This window comes from Streptomyces sp. NPDC048639 (assembly GCF_043199075.1).
In the GTDB taxonomy this organism is placed as follows: Bacteria; Actinomycetota; Actinomycetes; order Streptomycetales; family Streptomycetaceae; genus Streptomyces.
In genome coordinates, this window is record NZ_JBICVP010000004.1 from 329,125 (window position 1) to 346,212 (window position 17,088).

At 72.9% G+C, this 17,088-nt stretch carries 13 protein-coding genes; 5 read left to right on the forward strand and 8 right to left on the reverse strand.

What is annotated here, in order from left to right:
* Nucleotides 1–116: 116 nt before the first annotated feature.
* Nucleotides 117–1,181 carry a DUF2637 domain-containing protein gene (locus ACGFNH_RS13225; RefSeq protein ID WP_393653185.1) on the reverse strand — a complete coding sequence of 355 codons (1,065 nt, stop codon included), beginning with the start codon at nucleotides 1,179–1,181 and terminating at the stop codon, nucleotides 117–119.
* Nucleotides 1,182–1,399: 218 nt separating this feature from the next.
* The gene (locus ACGFNH_RS13230) at nucleotides 1,400–2,233 is read right to left on the reverse strand and encodes a (2Fe-2S)-binding protein (RefSeq protein ID WP_393653186.1); all 834 of its coding nucleotides are present in this window, start codon (nucleotides 2,231–2,233) and stop codon (nucleotides 1,400–1,402) included.
* Between the two features lie 551 nt (nucleotides 2,234–2,784).
* Here ACGFNH_RS13230 and ACGFNH_RS13235 point away from each other — a divergent pair.
* A complete protein-coding gene (locus ACGFNH_RS13235) occupies nucleotides 2,785–3,681 on the forward strand; it encodes an FCD domain-containing protein (RefSeq protein WP_393653559.1) in 897 nt (298 codons plus the stop codon).
* Nucleotides 3,682–3,822: 141 nt separating this feature from the next.
* Here the strand turns inward: ACGFNH_RS13235 and ACGFNH_RS13240 are convergent, their stop codons facing one another.
* Nucleotides 3,823–4,548, reverse strand: coding sequence for a CGNR zinc finger domain-containing protein (locus ACGFNH_RS13240; RefSeq protein ID WP_393653187.1), 726 nt, complete (start codon nucleotides 4,546–4,548; stop codon nucleotides 3,823–3,825).
* A 79-nt stretch (nucleotides 4,549–4,627) separates the two neighbouring features.
* On the opposite strand from ACGFNH_RS13240, the gene ACGFNH_RS13245 reads away from it, so the two are divergent.
* On the forward strand, nucleotides 4,628–5,596 hold the full coding sequence (locus tag ACGFNH_RS13245; protein WP_393653188.1) for an AzlC family ABC transporter permease: 969 nt from the start codon (nucleotides 4,628–4,630) through the stop codon (nucleotides 5,594–5,596).
* The gene (locus ACGFNH_RS13250; protein WP_393653189.1) at nucleotides 5,593–5,907 is read left to right on the forward strand and encodes an AzlD domain-containing protein; all 315 of its coding nucleotides are present in this window, start codon (nucleotides 5,593–5,595) and stop codon (nucleotides 5,905–5,907) included. The genes ACGFNH_RS13245 and ACGFNH_RS13250 overlap by 4 nt, the downstream gene beginning before the upstream one ends.
* A gap of 582 nt (nucleotides 5,908–6,489) precedes the next feature.
* Here the strand turns inward: ACGFNH_RS13250 and ACGFNH_RS13255 are convergent.
* The 5 genes from ACGFNH_RS13255 to ACGFNH_RS13275 all read right to left on the reverse strand — a co-directional run bounded on the left by ACGFNH_RS13255 (nucleotide 6,490) and on the right by ACGFNH_RS13275 (nucleotide 13,293).
* Nucleotides 6,490–7,653 (reverse strand): XdhC family protein, encoded by a 1,164-nt coding sequence (locus ACGFNH_RS13255; protein ID WP_393653560.1) that lies wholly within the window; start codon nucleotides 7,651–7,653, stop codon nucleotides 6,490–6,492.
* Between the two features lie 64 nt (nucleotides 7,654–7,717).
* Complete coding sequence (locus ACGFNH_RS13260) at nucleotides 7,718–9,178, reverse strand: NCS2 family permease (protein WP_393653190.1); 1,461 nt, start codon at nucleotides 9,176–9,178, stop codon at nucleotides 7,718–7,720.
* Between the two features lie 251 nt (nucleotides 9,179–9,429).
* The gene (pucD, locus tag ACGFNH_RS13265) at nucleotides 9,430–11,814 is read right to left on the reverse strand and encodes a xanthine dehydrogenase subunit D (protein WP_393653191.1); all 2,385 of its coding nucleotides are present in this window, start codon (nucleotides 11,812–11,814) and stop codon (nucleotides 9,430–9,432) included.
* Nucleotides 11,815–11,818: 4 nt separating this feature from the next.
* Nucleotides 11,819–12,415: a (2Fe-2S)-binding protein gene (locus tag ACGFNH_RS13270; RefSeq protein ID WP_393653192.1), complete on the reverse strand. Its 597-nt coding sequence runs from the start codon at nucleotides 12,413–12,415 to the stop codon at nucleotides 11,819–11,821.
* Nucleotides 12,406–13,293, reverse strand: a complete 888-nt coding sequence (locus tag ACGFNH_RS13275; protein ID WP_393653193.1) for an FAD binding domain-containing protein — start codon at nucleotides 13,291–13,293, stop codon at nucleotides 12,406–12,408. Before ACGFNH_RS13275 ends, ACGFNH_RS13270 begins: the two co-directional genes overlap by 10 nt.
* A gap of 308 nt (nucleotides 13,294–13,601) precedes the next feature.
* Between ACGFNH_RS13275 and ACGFNH_RS13280 the strand changes: the two genes are divergently transcribed.
* Both ACGFNH_RS13280 and ACGFNH_RS13285 read left to right on the forward strand, forming a co-directional pair.
* Entirely contained in the window at nucleotides 13,602–15,296 is a 1,695-nt protein-coding gene (locus ACGFNH_RS13280; protein WP_393653562.1) for a PucR family transcriptional regulator, read from the forward strand.
* 589 nt (nucleotides 15,297–15,885) lie between these two features.
* Nucleotides 15,886–16,686: a hypothetical protein gene (locus ACGFNH_RS13285; RefSeq protein ID WP_393653194.1), complete on the forward strand. Its 801-nt coding sequence runs from the start codon at nucleotides 15,886–15,888 to the stop codon at nucleotides 16,684–16,686.
* Nucleotides 16,687–17,088: the final 402 nt, after the last annotated feature.

A 17,088-nucleotide genomic window follows, 5' to 3' on the forward strand; every position in this document is an offset into this window, starting at 1 on the left:
TCGAGGCCTTCCGGTCCGGCGTCACGGCGTCACGGCGTCGCGGCCTCATGCTCCGGGGGCGTACGGGTCGTCCGCACCCTTCGTGCGAACCTGCCCGTACGCGTCCGTCCGTCGGCTCAGCCGAATTGCTGCTCGAGGTCCTTGAGTTTCCGCTCGAGGGAGTCGAGCCGGGGAATCGTCAGGGTGTCGTCCTCCGCGGTGAGGTCGACGGTCACGGGCCGGTCCTGTCTACTGCCGTCCGACGGACTGCTCTCGCCGCCGTCCGCCGACGCGGCGCGGAGCACCGGCCGTACGGCCACCGGGCCCGGCTCCACCATGGGCGTCTCCGCCCGGGACGCGGCGGGTGGGAGGCCCGGGGCGTCGACGACCTGCCGCCCACCGCGGCGGCCCCACAGCCCGTGCTGCCGGCTGAGGGCGCGGAGCTGCGCCCGCTCCCGCTTCTCCTGGTCGCGCCTGTGCAGACGGTGCTGTTCCTGCTGACGCCGGTCCTCGCGCACTTCGTCGACCGCCTCGTCCAGGCTCCGTACGCCCTCGAGCAGCATCAGCGACCAGGCGGCGAAGGTCTCGCGAGGGGCACGCAGCCAGCGGACGACACGGATCTGCGGCAACGGCCGTGGTACGAGACCCTGTTCGCGCAGCGCGGCCCTGCGGGTCTGCTTGAGCGCCCGGTCGAAGAGGACCGCGGCGGACAGGGACATCCCGGCGAAGAACTGCGGGGCGCCCGCGTGGTCGAGTCCGCGCGGTGCGTGCACCCAGTTGAACCAGGCCGCCGCACCCGCGAACGTCCAGACGAGCAGGCGGGATCCGAGTGCGGCGTCGCCGTGGCTGGCCTCGCGGACGGCGAGGACGGAGCAGAACATCGCGGCACCGTCGAGGCCGAAGGGCACCAAGTACTCCCAGCCTCCGGAGAGGTTGAGGTTCTGGCGCCCGAAGCCGACGAGGCCGTGGAAGGAGAGGGCGGCGGCTACGGCGGCGCAGCAGAACAGCAGCACGTAGGCCGCGGAGCCGTAGACGGTCTCCTTGCGCCGCCGCCGCTCCTCGCTGCGCTCCCAGGAGTCCGCGGGCCGGGCGTCCTTCCCGTCGCGCCGGCCGCGGGTGATGACGACCGCCGCGACCATCGTGCCGGCGAGCAGCACCAGGAGCGGGATGAGCCAGTTCAGCGACGAATCCGTAAGTCTCATCTCGGTCCTTGCACTCGCTTCCGTCACGCTGTTGCCGTGGGCCGAGTACGGACGCGGCACTCGACGGCGTCATCTTGGCGGAAACGGGCCTTGCCCCAAGGGGTTTCGGCCCAAGAGCGGCGCACGGCATTCGAATAGGGCCGGAAAGCTCGAACTCCCGTACGCAGTACGGGAGTTGCGTTCGGGGCGTCTCACCCGGACGGGTGGTTCAGTCGTGATCAGCTTGCGGTGAGGCGTGCGATGCGCTCCGCATCGCAGGTCCGGGGGCAGGTCACGCAGGTGTCCTCGGGGCGCAGCGTGTAGAAGAGGCAGCAGCTCGCCCGGTCGCGGGTGGGCAGCACCTCGCCCTTGGGCCCGGTCAGCTCGCGGAAGGCCGAGCTGCCGACGTACGGGGTGGTGCTGCCGGGCAGCAGGCGCTCCAACTCGGCCATCGCGCGCCGCTCTTCGCCGAGCAGATGGCCGACGTACCAGAGGCCCTCGACGATCTCGTCCGTCGCCATGCCCCACAGCGCGCGCGGGCCGCGGCGCATCCGCGGCCTGAACCCGTCGAGAACGGGGCCGAGATGCTCGGCAACCGCCTCGCGAACCTCGGCCCGCAGTGCCTCCTCGTCCGGTACGGTCCGCGCGTTCGGCAGCGCGGCCATCGGGTCGTCGGGCAGGCAGGCGAACTCCCGTACGCGCAGGGTCATCCGGCCGAGCGTCCGCTGGAAGGACACCTGGCCGACAGGGATCCGTGGCACACGGCGCAGCAGGAACCAGGGGACGGTGATGAGCAGGCAGGCGGGCCAGGCGTAACGGTGCAGCCCGAAGCTGGCGATGACGTCCGGGCGGGCCTGCTGGCCGTAGTCCCGCAGGACTTGGGTGTCGTCCCAGGCCAGGAACGCGTCGAGTGCCGGGCCGCCCTCGGCCAGCTCGGTGGCCGCGACCCAGCCGTCGCCGTGGCGCGGCGCCTCCTCGGTCACGCCCAGCCCGGGGAACACCTCGGCCAGCCGGGCGTAGGCCGCGGCGACGGGCGACGAGGCAAGGGCCGGGACGGCCGGAGCGACGGACATGCGCGGACCACCGAATCTCGCGATCGTTAGCAGGTAAGCCTTACCTTACCGGATGGTATCGATGTTTGAACTGCGGGTCGGGGCCCCTATGGTTCTGGGGGGCATTTCACGGAGGGCGATCAATGGATCAGGGCAGCGCACGGGCAGCGGGGCCGCGCCTGCCTGCCGCCGTGCCCTCGCCCGCGACGTCCCCCGAGACTCCCGCGACTCCCGCACAGTCCCCTGAGACTTCAGCGTCTGAGACTGCAGCGTCGGCCGGGACCGAGGGGGCGCCCGAGGTTCATGGGGCAGCCGGTACTCATGGGGCCTACGGAACTCACGGAACCTACGGGGATGCAATGGCCGCCGGTGCCCGTGCCCGCGTGACGCCACAGCGCACCGTCGAGGGCCACGATGGGCGGCCGGGAGCTGCCACCGCGCGTGAGGGCGGCGCAGAGCCCGAGGGCCCCCGGCCGCAGGACGCAGGGGTCCCCCCAAACCCGCCACGGGGCGCTGATCCGTCCGGGGGGCGGGAGACTGCTGCGGCATCGGGCGGCACGCCTCGCGGGCCGCTGCCCTCGGGCGTCGCCGGACCGGCCGATGCGGCGGGATCCGTCGACGCGACCGGACCAGCCGTTCCGGCCGGTCCGGCGGGGGCCTTCGTCACGCCCGGGGCGCGTGCTCCTGATCGCTCCGGCGGTGACGTCCCGGGTGCACCCGGTCACCGCTCACCGCAGGTACCGGCCCCGGCTCGCGGGCAGGTACCGGCCCCGGCTCGCGCGCCCCGGTCCTCCCGCCCCGTCCGAGCGGCGAAGGGCGAGCCCCACGCGCCGCGGAGGCTTCCGCAGCGCCACTCCGTACGCGGCCAGATCCTCGACGCACTGCGCAACGCGCTGGTCTGCGGCGAACTGACGGCGGGCGAGGTGTACTCGGCGCCCGCACTCGCCGAGCGCTTCGGCGTCTCCGCGACCCCGGTGCGCGAGGCGATGCAGCAACTCGCTTGCGAGGGCGCCGTCGAGGTCGTCCCCAACCGCGGTTTCCGGGTGGCCCGCCGTACGACCCGCGACCTTGCCGAACTGGCGGAGATACGGGAGCTGATCGAGCTCCCGGCCATGCTCGAACTCTCCCGCACCCTGCCGCCCGAGCGGTGGAATGAACTGCGGCCCCTCGCCGCCGACACCGTCGCCGCCGCTGCCCGCGGGGACCGCGTGGGCTACGCGGAGTCCGACCGTGCCTTCCACCACGCTTTGCTCTCCCTCACCGGAAACCGCCAACTCGCCCTGCTCGGCGACGATCTGCACCGGCGGGCCCAGGGGCCCCTCGACTGCGGCGGCCTCGTGCGCTCGGCGGACCTGATCGCGGACGCGGCCGAGCATGCGGTTCTCCTCGACGCACTCGCCGCCCAGGACCTGGCGGTCGTCGAGCAGCTCGTGCGCGAACACATCTCCGGCGCGCGCCGCTCCGCCTGAGCGCGACTCCTCGGTCCCGACCGCAACTCCCCGCGTCCGACCCGCAATTCCGCACATCCGGCTGCCGTCGCTCCGTTCGCCCGAAGGCGTCGCCGCCCGGCGGTCCGTACTCGCGCGGCCTCAACTCCCTTGCGAGAGCGCTCAGTCGGTGCTGTGCGGCTGCTTCCGTGGCGATGCGTCGGACGCGGCGGGTGAGGAGCGCTTCGTACGGGCGTAGTGGCGTCGGGCGCGGTCGCGGTTTCCGCAATCGCCCGAACTGCACCAGCGTCGCGTGTGGCTGCGGGTGCGGTCGAGGAACAGCCAGCCGCAGCCCGGGCCTTCACAGAGACGGACATCGCGCACCTGTGCGCCGGTGAGCAACTCCTCGGCAAGCAGCGTGAGTCGGTGGCACAGCCCATCGACCGTACGGGGTGGGTCCGTCCAGGAGAGCGGCAGCGTGGGCGCCCACGCGCTGCGCCGGCGGGCATCCAGAGACAGTCGGTGGAAGGCGCGTACGTCGGCGGTCGCGGGTTCGCGGTCGTGCGCGGCGGCGTCCAGCAGTCCGTGTACGACCTCCCGCATCCGGCGCACCCCCCGCAGCGCGGTCTCGGCGTCCTCCGGGTCGGCCGCGACCGACGCCCGCAGGACGCGGGCGTCCTCCGGGTCCGCCAGGCCGGTGGCCTCCACCCAGGAGACGAGGGCAGGGGCGTCGCCGAGGTGGTCGGTGCGGCGCTCGGGGACCAGGCGCCAGGACACGGTGTTCACCAGGTCCACCGCCGGGTGCCCGCCGATCATGGGCCGCGCCCGGTCGTCCCAGACTCCCGCGGTCTTCGCAGGCTTCGTGATCTTCGCGTCCTCCGCGGCGCTCACGGCCTCTCGCTCGCGCATGGGTCCCCTTCCTCCTGCCTCTGCCCTCGCCCTCATCTCTAACGAGCATAATCCGATTTTGGTTGTTAGGCTCGTCGCTATGGAACGCAACACCGCGGCGGGCGCGCACCCGGACGACGGAGCCGGTAACGGTGCTGGTGCGGGTGCCGAGCACTCGCAGGAGGGCCCCCGGCAGGGCTTCCGCGCGGGTCTGCGTGTCGGCGTCGGTCTGGGCGCGGCGACCTTCGTGCTCGGCGTCACCTTCGGCACGGAGGCCGTGGCACACGGCTGGGGCACCCTCGCCCCGATCGTCTGTTCTGTGCTCGTGGTCTCCGGGTCGGCACAGTTCGCCCTGCTCACAGCCCTGGCGGGCGGAGCGGGCGCGGTCACGGCCGTGACCGCGGCGGCACTGATCAACGCCCGTTTCATCCCCATGGGCGTCGCGGTCGCCGGCGATCTGCGCGGCGGCCGGGCGCGCAGGGCACTGGAGGGTCAGACCGTCATCGACGCGTCATGGGTGGCGGCACACCGTGGCGGCGGCAGGTTCGACCGAAGGAAGCTCTTCGGCGCCACGGCGATTCAGGCGCCCGCGTGGGTCGCCGGGACGGCGCTCGGCGTCGTGCTCGCCCCGTCACCGGCGCTCGTCGACGCCTTCGGGCTGGACGTCGTCTTCCCTGCGTTCTTCCTGATGCTGCTCCTGGAGGAGGTCCGCTCCTCGCCCAGGGCGCGTCTGGCGGCCGGGCTCGGCGGAGCCGTCTCGGCGGGTCTCGTACTCGCCGTTCCGGCGGGCATCGCACTCCTGGGCTCCACGACGGGGGCGTTCCTCGGGCTGGTGAGCCGCCGCCGTCGCGGACACGATGCGGGCGAGGTACGCGAAGAGCCGGACGCGCGCGAAGAGCCGGACGCGCGCGGAGAACCGGAGGACCGCGGAGACCGGCGGGCCCCCGTACCGCCGACCGCGTCGCCCCGCCCCGACTCCGGCCCCGTAAGCGATCCCGACTCGGCATCCGATCCCGACGCCGTGGCCCCGCCCGCGCAGGGGGCGAGTGAGGAGAGGAGGCATCCGTGAACACCCTGTCATGGGCAATCCTGGGTGCGGCCGCTGTGAGCTTCGCCTTCAAGGCCCTCGGCCCCGCCGTGCTCGGGGACCGTCGACTCCCCGCCCCCGCACAGGCGGTGATCGCCCTCCTGGCGCCCGCACTGCTCGCCGGTCTCGTCGTCGTCGCCGTGACCGGTCCGGGGTGGAAGGACCTGGACCTGACCCTTGTCGCCGGTCTCGCGGCGGCTGTGGGGGCTCGGTTGTGCCGGGCCGGCATCCTCGTGGCGGTTCTGGCCGGTGTCGTGGTGACCGCGCTGTTCAGACTCGCGCTCGGTGCCTGACGCCACGCGCACACGAGTCGTACGTCCCTCCCGGCCCACCGTCAACGCCTCTCGCGGACATCGTCGTAGCGGCACGGCCGACGACGGCCATGCGGGCCGGGTCCGCGAGGTGAAACGGGCCCGCGGCTGCTGACGTTCGGGGAGACGACGGCCGAGGTCGCGCGGGCCGCGGGCCCGGGCCGTGAGGTTCGGTATGTGCCGGTCGGCATCGAGGCGTTCGCGACCGCGGCGGCGTCACGGGGCGTTCCGGAGGATGTCCTCCGGCGGGTGACCTGTCTCCTCACCGAGGCTCCGGACGGCCTCAACGCGAGATGACGGACGGTGTCCGGCGGGCCGAGGGGCGCGCGCCGCGCGGCTTCTCCGTCTTTCGCGCGCCAGGCGGCGGTGAGCGGCGCGTGACGGGTCTGGCGCCCGCCACGACGCCATCGCAGAGGAGAACCGCCCATCGAGGGCACCCGGCTGAGGGACTGTCACCAGACGTACCCAGTCACCGGACATACCCAGTCACCCGACGTACCGGGTCGCCTCACGTATCCGGTCACCCAGACGTACCCCGCCACCAGGCGTACCCCACAGGCGCGTTCAGGCCACCGATCCGATGCGGCCCGCCGGGACCGCGCCGCCGTGGTGGATCGGGGTATGGGCGCCCGTCAGCGGGACGCCGGTGCCGCCCCGGCGGTCCGCGACGATCTCCGCGGCGATCGACAGCGCGGTCTCCTCGGGCGTACGGGCCCCCAGGTCGAGTCCGATCGGCGAGCGGAGGCGGGCCAGTTCGATTTCGGTGACTCCGGCCTCGCGCAGGCGCTCCAGCCGGTCGAGGTGGGTGCGGCGGGAACCCATGGCGCCCACGTAGGCGACCGGGAGCTTCAGTGCGCGCTCCAGCAGCGGAACGTCGAACTTGGCGTCGTGGGTGAGGACGCACAGCACCGTACGGCCGTCCAGCTCCTGGGATTCGAGGTAGCGGTGCGGCCAGTCCACGACGATCTCGTCCGCCTCCGGGAAGCGCGCGGCGGTCGCGAAGACGGGGCGCGCGTCGCAGACCGTGACGTGGTGGCCGAGGAACTTGCCGACCCGGACCAGAGCCGCGGCGAAGTCGATGGCACCGAAGACGATCATCCGCGGCGGCGGGACACTGGACTCCACGAGCAGCACGACCGGTTGGCCGCAGCGGCTGCCGTCGGAGCCGATCTCCACCGCTTCCGTACGGCCCGCGTCGAGCAGCGCGCCCGCCTCGCCCGCCGCCGTACGGTCCAGCTCCGGATGGCCGCCGAACGAGCCGTCGTAGGAGCCGTCGGGCCGTACGAGCAGGGCACGGCCGGTCAGTTCGGTGGGCCCATCGACGATGCGCGCGAGGGCCGCGGCCCGCCCGCCGGCGGCCTCGGACAGCGCGGCCGCGAGTGTCTCGCGTGCCGCGGCTTCCGCGGGCGAACGGCCCGAGCGCACCGGGGTGATGAGGATGTCGATGACGCCGCCGCAGGTCAGGCCCACGGCGAAGGCGTCGTCGTCGGCGTAGCCGAAGCGCTCGAGCACGGACTCGCCCGTCTCGAGCGCCTCTTGGCACAACGCGTAGACCGCGCCCTCCACACACCCTCCGGAGACGGAGCCGATCGCCGTGCCGTCACCGTCGACCGCGAGAGCGGCACCGGGCTGCCGGGGCGCGCTGCCGCTGGTGGCCACCACGGTGGCCACGGCGAAGTCACGGCCCTGCTCGCACCACCGGTGCAGCTCGTCGGCGATGTCCAGCACGGCGATCACCTTCTCCTTCGGGGGCGGGTAGTGGGGGGCTGGGTCAGCAGGGGGAGCACCAGGGCTACTTGACGCCCAGCAGATGCTCGATCGGGTCGAGGGCGAAGTAGGCCAGGAAGATGCCGGTGAGCACCCACATGAAGGCGCCCGGCTCGCGCCACTTGCCCTGCGCCGCCTTGATGGCGGTGTAGGCGATGACGCCCGCGCCGACACCGGCGGTGATGGAGTACGTGAACGGCATCAGCGTCACGGTCAGAAAGACCGGGATGGCGATGGACCGGTCGCCCCAGTCCACATGCCGGGCGTTCTGCATCATCATCGCGCCGATGACGACCAGTGCGGCGGCCGCGACCTGGCCGGGCACGATCTGGGTCAGCGGGCTGAAGAACAGGCAGGCCGCGAAGAACAGGCCGGTGACCACGCTGGAGAGACCCGTACGGGCGCCCTCGCCGACGCCGGTCGCCGACTCGATGAACACGGTCTGCCCGGAGGCGCCCGCGGCACCGCCGACCGCGCCGCCGGCACCGTCGATGAACAGCGCCTTGCTCAGCCCCGGCATCCGGCCCTTGGAGTCGGCCAGCTTCGCTTCCGTGCCGACCCCGATGATGGTGGCCATCGCGTCGAAGAACCCGGCAAGGACGAGCGTGAAGACGATCATGCCGACGGTCATCGCGCCGATCTCGTCCCAGCCGCCGAACTCCACATGCCCGAAGAGGGAGAAGTCGGGGCTGGAGACGGCCGCGCCGTCGAGCTCCGGCGGGGCCCCGCCCCAGGTCTTCGGGTCCAGGTTGCCGACGGCATTGACGACGACGGCTATCACCGTGCCGATGACGATGCCGATGAGGATCGCGCCCGGGACGTTCCGTGCCTGCAGCATGAAGATGAGCAGCAACGTGACGCAGAAGATCAGGACGGGCCAGCCGGTCAGTTCGCCGCCGGTGCCGAGCGTGAGCGGCGCCGAGGCGTTGTTCATGTGCACGAAGCCCGCCTTCACCAGCCCGATGAGGGCGATGAACAGGCCGATGCCGATGGTGATGGCGTGCTTCAGCGCCAACGGGATCGCGTTCATGATGAGTTCGCGGAGCCCGGTGACCACCAGAAGCATGATGACGACGCCGTACATCACGCACATGCCCATGGCCTGCGGCCACGTCATGTTGGGGGCGACCTGCGAGGCGATGACGCCGGAGACGCTGAGCCCGGCGGCCAGCGCCAGCGGGACCTTGCCGACAAGGCCCATGACCAGGGTCGTCAGGGCGGCGGCGAATGCGGTGGCCGTGATGAGACCGGTACGGCTGAGGGTGTTGCCCGAGACGTCCTCACCGCCGAGCAGCAAGGGGTTGAGCAGGAGGATGTACGCCATCGCCATGAAGGTGGTGATGCCGCCGCGCACCTCCCGAGCGAGGGTCGATCCTCTGTCGGAAATGTGGAAGTACCGGTCGAGCCAGGACCGGCCGGCGGGCGGACGCGAGCCGGAGCCCGCCTCCTCCGCCGAGGTCCTCGGCTGTACTGACGACTGGGTCATGATGCCTACTCCCAAGGTTCACAGGGGCACCCGCGGGGGGTCGTCCGCGGGATTTGGGATGTTGAGTTGGCTGCACGACCCGGGGGAACGGCCCGAGACGAACGGGGTACCGCGAGCGGTGCGGTACGTATCCGGCACCGCGAACGGTGCGGTCCTGCGTGTGCGGCACCGCGAGCGGTGCGGTACCGCGGTGGGGGGCTTCCGGGCGGGTACGGGACGGGGAGGCCGGTCCGCACCCACCCGGAGTCGGTTCACGTGCCGGTGATGTGCTCGGGGCGCACCGGTACGCGGTTGAGGGCGAGCCCGGTCGCCTGGCGTACGGCGGCGACCACGGCCGGGGTGGAGGACAGCGTCGGCGCCTCGCCGACACCGCGCAGGCCGTACGGCGCGTGCTCGTCGGCCAGTTCGAGCACGTCGACGGGGATGACCGGCGTATCGAGGATGGTGGGGATCAGGTAGTCGGTGAAGGAGGGGTTGCGGACCTTCGCGGTGGCCGGGTCGACGACGATCTCCTCCATGACCGCGAGACCCAGGCCCTGTGTCGTACCGCCCTGGATCTGGCCGATCACGGACAGCGGGTTGAGCGCCTTGCCGACGTCCTGGGCGCACGCCAGCTCGATGACCTTGACCAGGCCCAGTTCGGTGTCGACCTCGACGACGGCACGGTGCGCGGCGAAGGAGTACTGGACGTGGCCCTGGCCCTGTCCGGTGTGCAGGTCGAGCGCCTCGGTCGGGCGGTGGCGCCATTCCAGTTCGATGTCGACCGACTCGTCCTCGAGCACGTCCGCCAGCCCGGCCAGCACCTCGCCGCCGTCGGTGACGACCTTGCCGCCCTCCAGCAGGAGTTCGGCGGTGGCCCACGCCGGATGGTAGGTGCCCAGCTTCCGCCGGCCCATCTCCAGCACGCGCTCGCGCACGGCCTCGCACGTGTGCTTGATGGCGCCGCCGGTGACGTACGTCTGGCGGGAGGCGGAGGTGGAGCCTGCCGAACCGACCCGGGTGTCGGCCGGGCTGATCGTCACCTGGGTGACGCCGAGTTCGGTACGGGCGATCTGTGCGTGCACGGTCACGCCGCCCTGGCCGACCTCCGCCATCGCGGTGTGCACGACGGCGACCGGTTCGCCGCCCACGACCTCCAGGCGGACGCGAGCCGTCGAGTAGTCGTCGAACCCCTCGGAGAAACCGACGTTCTTGATGCCGACCGCGTAGCCGACGCCGCGGACGACACCCTCGCCGTGGGTGGTGTTGGACAGCCCGCCCGGCAGAGCGCGGATGTCCGCGCCCTCGCCCGCGGTCTCCCACTGCTTCTCCGGCGGCATCGGCATCGCCTTGACGCGGCGCAGCAGTTCGGCCACCGGGGCGGGGGAGTCGACCTCCTGGCCCGTCGGCATGATCGCGCCCTGCGACATGGCGTTGATCTGCCGGAACTCCACCGGATCCATGCCGAGTTCGGCCGCCACCTTGTCCATCTGCGCCTCGTACGCGAAGCACGCCTGGACCGCGCCGAAGCCGCGCATCGCGCCGCAGGGCGGGTTGTTGGTGTAGAGCGCGATCGCCTCGATCTCGGTGTGGTCGATGACGTAAGGGCCGGCGGCGAGCGAGGAGGCGTTGCCGACGACCGCGGGGGAGGACGAGGCGTACGCGCCGCCGTCGAGGACGATCCGGCACGTCATGTGCGTGATCCGGCCGTCCCGGGTGGCCCCGTGCTCGTACCGGAGCTTGGCCGGGTGGCGGTGGACATGGCCGAAGAAGGACTCGAACCGGTTGTAGACGATCTTGACGGGCTTGCCGGTGCGCAGCGCCAGCAGGCAGGCGTGGATCTGCATCGACAGATCCTCGCGGCCGCCGAACGCGCCGCCGACGCCCGACAGCGTCATCCGCACCTTCTCCTCGGGCAGTCCGAGGACGGGCGCGATCTGGCGGAGATCGGCGTGCAGCCACTGGGTGGCGATGTAGAGGTCGACGCCGCCGTCCTCGGCGGGCACGGCGAGCCCGGACTCCGGGCCGAGGAACGCCTGGTCCTGCATGCCCACTTCGTACTCGCCCGAGACGATGACATCGGCGCGGGCGCGGGCCGCCTCCACGTCGCCGCGGACGATCGGCTGCCGGTGGACGATGTTGGGGTGCGGTACGTGCCCCGCGTGGTGGTCGTCACGGCCCGGGTGCAGCAGCGGCGCGCCGTCGGCGGTCGCGCTCGCCTCGTCGGTGACGACGGGCAGTTCGGCGTACTCGACCCTGATCTTCGCGGCGGCGCGGCGCGCGGTCTCCGGGTGGTCGGCGGCGACGAGGGCCACCGGCTCACCGTGGTGGCGGACCCGGCCGTGGGCGAGCACCGGGGTGTCCTGGATCTCCAGGCCGTAGTGCTTGGTGTCGGTCGGGAGGTCGTCGTAGGTCAGCACGGCGTGGACCCCGGCCTGGGCCAGTGCCTGCGAGGTGTCGATCGAGACGATCTCGGCGTGGGCGTGCGGGCTGCGGAGGGTGTAGCCCCACAGCATGTCCTCGTGCCACAGGTCCGAGGCGTACGCGAACTCGCCCGTCACCTTCAGGGTGCCGTCCGGGCGCATCGTGGACTCGCCGATGCCGCCCTTGGTCCGGCTGCCCTGGGTGAGGTCGATGGGTGTGCGGGTGACGCCCATGCGGTCAGGCCCCCTTGTCCGCGGTCTCGGCCTCGCCGCGGGCGGCCGCGAGGCGGACCGCGTCGAGGATCTTCTCGTAGCCCGTGCAGCGGCACAGGTTGCCCGACAGGGCCTCGCGGATGTCCGCGTCCGACGGCTCGGCGTTGCGCTCCAGCAACTCGTCGGCGGCCACGAGCAGTCCGGGCGTGCAGAAGCCGCACTGGACGGCACCGGCGTCGATGAACGCCTGCTGGACGGGGGAGAGCTCGGCCGCTCCGCCGGTCTGCGAGTCGGCGGGCGCGGGCTGCCATCGCTTGGCCCGATCCACACTCGTACCGCAGGCGCTCGATGCACAACCGCCCTCGGCGCGCTCCCTGGCGTAGTCGGCCAGGCCCTCGACGGTCACGACCTCGCGGCCCTCGACCTGACCGGCGGCGACCAGGCAGGAGCAGACGGGCACACCGTCGAGGCGGACCGTGCAGGAGCCGCACTCGCCCTGCTCGCAGGCGTTCTTGGAGCCGGGGAGGCCCATGCGCTCGCGCAGCACGTACAGCAGGCTCTCGCCCTCCCACACGTCGTCGGCCTCATATGGGCGGCCGTTCACGCGGAAGTTCACGCGCATCGCTGTGTCCTCTCGTTGCCGCGGTACTCGTCCCAGGTCCAGCCCAGGGTGCGGCGGGCCATGACCGCGACCGCGTGGCGTCGGTACTTCGCGCTGCCGCGCACGTCGTCGATGGGGTTGCAGGCCGCCGAGCACAGCTCCGCGAACTGCCGGGCGACGGACGGGGTGATCGTCCGGCCGTTCTCCCAGAAGCCGCCCTCCTCCAGAGCCGCGGCGAGGAACTCCTCGGCCTCGCGGGCACGTACGGGCGTGGGCGCGGCCGAGCCGATGCCGGTGCGCACGGTCCGCGACTCGGGGTGCAGGGCCAGGCCGAAGGCGCAGACGGCGATGACCATCGCATTGCGGGTGCCGACCTTGGAGAACGCCTGCGGCCCGTCCGCCTTCTCGATGTGCACGCGGCGGATCAGCTCGTCGGCCTCGAGCGCGTTGCGCTTCACGCCGGTGAAGAAGTCGTCGATCGGGATACGGCGTGTGCCGCGCACGGAGGCGACCTCGACCTCGGCGCCCGCGGCGAGCAGCGCCGGGTGCGCGTCACCGGCCGGAGAGGCCGTGCCGAGGTTGCCGCCCACGCCGCCACGGTTGCGGATCTGCGGCGAGGCCACGGTGTGCGAGGCGAGCGCGAGACCCGGCAGCTCGCCCCTCAGGTCCTCCATGATCCGCGTGTACGGAACGGAGGCGCCGAGCCGTACGGTGTCCTCGCCGACCTCCCACTCCCGCAGCTCGGCGATGCGGTTCAGGTCGAGCAGGTACTCGGGCCTGCGATGGTCGAAGTTGATCTCGACCATGACGTCGGTGCCGCCCGCGATGGGAACAGCCGTCGGGTGCTCGGCCTTCGCGGCGAGCGCCTCCTCCCAGCTTGCGGGGCGAAGGAAGTCCATGAGGGGCCTCTTCTGGAAAAAGTGGGTCGGGGCAGGACCAGCGGCGAGGACGGGAGGTCGGGAAGGACCGCGTCCCGGCTGGTTGTTCATGTCCTGTTCACGCGCCGTGGAGCCAGTACACCGACCTGCACCCGGCCGGGTGCAGTCACCAAAACCATGAAGCGGTTGGGTGGGCGCGGCCCCCGTCTTGTAGATTCGAACGAAAGACGGGGGCGGGAGATCTCGCGGCATCGTCCCGGAGGGACCGTCCGGGGGCCGCGGAACCCGCACGGGACCGTGGACCACAGATGAGGATCGGCGGCGAGGAGATGCGGCTGCGCGCACTGCTGGAGACCGGCACCCTGGGCCTGCGGCTGCTGGCCGGCGAGGACGAGCTGGACCGCACCGTGCGCGGCGTGATGACCACGGACCTGCGCGACCCCAGCCGCTATCTGTCGGGCGGCGAGCTGGTGCTCACCGGCCTCGCCTGGCACCGCAGACCCCAGGACTCCGAGCCGTTCGTCCGCATCCTCGTGCAGAACGGCGTCAGCGGGCTCGCGGCAGGCGAAGCGGAGTTCGGCTCCGTACCGAAAGACCTGGTCGTGGCCTGTGCCCGGCACCGGCTGCCGCTGTTCGCCGTGGACGAGGCGGTGTCCTTCGCCTCGATCACCGAACACGTGGTGCGCCAGGTCTCCGGCGAGCGGGCGGGCGACCTCGCCGCGGTCGTGGAACGGCACCGCAAGCTGATGACCGCGGGCCCCGCGGGCGGCGGCCCCGAGGTGGTCCTCGACCTGCTCGGCAGCGACCTCGACCTGCGCGCCTGGGTCCTCTCGCCCACCGGCCGGCGGATCGCCGGAGCCGGTACCGACGGCTCGGCCACCCTGCCCGTCCCGCTGCGCCCGGCGCTGGCCGGAGAGCACCTGGCGGCGGTGCGCAGCGGGCGCCGCGGCCCGTACCGGCTGGTCACGCAGGCCGGGACGTACTCGCTGTTCCCCATCCGCAGCTCGGGCAGCCGCCCCGGCGCGGGGGCCGGCCGCACCGTGGCGGCGGACATACGGGAGACCGTGCTCTCGGACTGGCTGCTGGCGGTCGAAGCCGACGCCGGGGACTGGCCCGCCGAGCGGCTCGACCTGTTGCAGGGCGTCACCCAGCTCATCGCGGTGGAGCGGGAGCGCCGCGACGCGGCCCGTACGGTACGCCGCCGGCTGGCGCAGGAGGTCCTGGAGCTGGTGCAGACCGCCGCGCCACCCGCCGAGGTCGCCGCCCGGCTGCGGGTCGCCGCGCCCGTCCTGCTGCCCGGCCTGGGCGCCGCGCCGCACTGGCAGGTCGTGGTGGCCCGGGTCGAGTGGGAGGACTCCGGCCTCGACAGCGGCCCGATCACCCAGGCGCTGCTGGAGGAGATCCTCGTGGACCCGCAGTCCGGCGGCCCCGAGCCGTCGGACCGTATCGCGGTCGCGCACGCGGGGGAGGAGGCCGTCGCGCTGGTGCCGCTGCCGTCGCTGCCCGACGGCGAGGACGGGCAGGTCCAGGGGCTGCGGGCCGAGGAGTTGCTGGCGGCGGTCGCCGAACCGCTCGGGCGCGGACTGGACGGCGACGGCCGGCTGACGATCGGGGTCAGCGCGGTCGTCCACTCCGCCGAAGGACTGCGCGGGGCGCTGGAGGAGGCGCGCCACGCGCGACGGGTCGCGGCGGCGCGTACGGGACGGGTGTGCGCGGCCGGGCATCAGGAGCTGGCCTCGCACGTGCTGCTGCTGCCGTTCGTCCCCGACGACGTCCGCCGGGCGTTTACCGCGCGCCTGCTGGACCCGCTGCGGGACTACGACCGCAGGCACCGGGCCGAGCTGATCCCGACGCTGGAGGCGTTCCTCGACAGCGACGGTTCGTGGACGCGGTGTGCCGGGCGGCTGCATCTGCATGTCAACACGTTGCGGTATCGCATCGGGCGGATCGAGCAACTGACGGGGCGTGACCTTTCGCGGCTCGAGGACAAGCTGGACTTCTTCCTGGCGCTGCGCATGAGTTGAGCGGCGGCGGGGCGCGAGTGCCGCCCGAGAACGCCCCTCGAACGGGTGGCGCACAGGGGGCGTTCGGAAACCGCAGGAAGGTGCCACCGGAGAGCTCCGGGCAGCCGGACCGCCCGGCTCCGGCACCCCGCGCGGTCGTCACCACCCGGGCACGGGCGGTCCACGGCACCCCGGCGCGGGCGTCCGCTACGGCATCCGGTGAGAGCCCCGGCCTCCGGTGAGAGCCCCGCCGGAGGCCCCAGGCCAATGCCCCAGGCCCTGAGCCTTGGGCCCGGCCCACGTCACCGATGCTCAAGACAGCGCAAGACACCGCAAGACACCGAGGCTTGAGGGCCGAGGTCCGAGGCGGGCACCGAGGCCCCTCGGTTCCGTGCACCGCTGCGGTGCCGAGTCCGCCGCTTGGCCTGAACTCCCGCCCTGCGATGGCCGGAACGCCTGTCGCTCGTACGGGCGATGCGAGTCCGGCGTCCTCACAAGATTGTGAACGGATTCACCCATCCCCTATCCACCGCCGCGGAATCCGTGCTGAGATGCGCCCAGACTTCCGGCTCGACGGTGCGCTTGGGGAGGGAATGTGGCGGATACCGCCATGTCACGTTCAGGACGTTCGGGACCACCGGGAAGGCCCGATGCGGCCGACCGGGAGCACGCGCAGCATCCGCGCAGCATCGCCGTATGGCGGCTGCGCTCCCGCGGCTGCTGGGACGACGCGGCGGGGCTGCTCGCCCCGCACGCGGCTCACGACCCGGCCGTGGCTTTGCAGCGCGCCGCCCTGCTGGGCGAGCGCTGTCTGTTCACCGCTGCCGGCTGGTCCGAGGCGGAGGACGCACTTCGCGCCGCGGAGGCGCTGGCGAGCTCGGACGACGAGCGCGGCGCGGCCGCCTGCGAGCGGGGGCACCTGGCGTACGCGGCCACGGTCCTCGGCGTCCGCGACCGTGCCGACGAGGCCCGCGCGGCGCTCGGCAGGTCGGCCGCCCTGCTCGCGCCCTCGGCCGCCGGCCGCCCGCTGCTGGACTTCCGGCGCGGCCTGGTCGCCGAGCATCTCGCGGACAGCCCGCAGTCCGCCGAGGCCGCCTACCGCCGCGCGCACGCGGGGGCCACCGCGCGGGGCGACATGCTGCTGTGCTCCTTCACCTACCGACATCTGGCCGGACTGGCGCTGCGCGACGGCGAACTGGCCGAGGCCCGGCACGGGTTCGCGGAGTCGCTGCGCATCCGCGAGGAGCTGGGATACCTCATCGGCACGGCCCCGGCGCTCGTGGCGCTGGCCGGCGCCGAGCCGGAGCCGGAGGCGTCGAGGCTGCGGGAGGAGGCGGGACGGCTGTTCCGTCTGCTGGGGGGCGTACCGACGTGGCTCGCCGACCAGTTGGCCCCGGAGGCAGCGGCCTAGGACCGTCACGGGGGGCGTCAAAGGGGGCGTCACAGGGGTGTTGACCGCGAGCAGGCTCCGGTGCAGGGGCAGCGCCCGGCGGTTGCGGGGATCGCAGACGGAGGATCGGCCGCGTACCGGGCGTACGCGGCCGGCCCGGGCGACGCGGCGCGGTGCCCCACCAGGCGCCCGAGCAGGACGCCCCGTCGACGGCAGACTCCGCGAACCGCGCAGCGACGGCCCGGTCCGATGGCGATGGCCCGCCCGTACGGCGAAGGCCCGGTCGCACAGCGGTGGCTCGCCCGTGCGGCGATGGCCCGCCCGGTACTGCGAAAGCCCGCCCGTACGGCGAAGGCCCGGGCGGGTGCCGGTGGCACCCGCCCGGGCCGCGGCCGACGCGGGGAGTTCAGCCGCCCAGGGGTG

What these genes read in the sequence shown, in the direction of transcription:
- ACGFNH_RS13260 (WP_393653190.1), bottom strand. Translation starts at nt 9,178, where the DNA reads ATGACCCAGTCGTCAGTACAGCCGAGGACCTCGGCGGAGGAGGCGGGC.
- ACGFNH_RS13240 (WP_393653187.1), bottom strand. Translation starts at nt 4,548, where the DNA reads ATGCGCGAGCGAGAGGCCGTGAGCGCCGCGGAGGACGCGAAGATCACG.
- ACGFNH_RS13285 (WP_393653194.1), top strand. Translation starts at nt 15,886, where the DNA reads ATGTCACGTTCAGGACGTTCGGGACCACCGGGAAGGCCCGATGCGGCC.
- ACGFNH_RS13275 (WP_393653193.1), bottom strand. Translation starts at nt 13,293, where the DNA reads ATGGACTTCCTTCGCCCCGCAAGCTGGGAGGAGGCGCTCGCCGCGAAG.
- ACGFNH_RS13245 (WP_393653188.1), top strand. Translation starts at nt 4,628, where the DNA reads ATGGAACGCAACACCGCGGCGGGCGCGCACCCGGACGACGGAGCCGGT.
- ACGFNH_RS13280 (WP_393653562.1), top strand. Translation starts at nt 13,602, where the DNA reads ATGCGGCTGCGCGCACTGCTGGAGACCGGCACCCTGGGCCTGCGGCTG.
- ACGFNH_RS13225 (WP_393653185.1), bottom strand. Translation starts at nt 1,181, where the DNA reads ATGAGACTTACGGATTCGTCGCTGAACTGGCTCATCCCGCTCCTGGTG.
- ACGFNH_RS13270 (WP_393653192.1), bottom strand. Translation starts at nt 12,415, where the DNA reads ATGCGCGTGAACTTCCGCGTGAACGGCCGCCCATATGAGGCCGACGAC.
- pucD (WP_393653191.1), bottom strand. Translation starts at nt 11,814, where the DNA reads ATGGGCGTCACCCGCACACCCATCGACCTCACCCAGGGCAGCCGGACC.
- ACGFNH_RS13230 (WP_393653186.1), bottom strand. Translation starts at nt 2,233, where the DNA reads ATGTCCGTCGCTCCGGCCGTCCCGGCCCTTGCCTCGTCGCCCGTCGCC.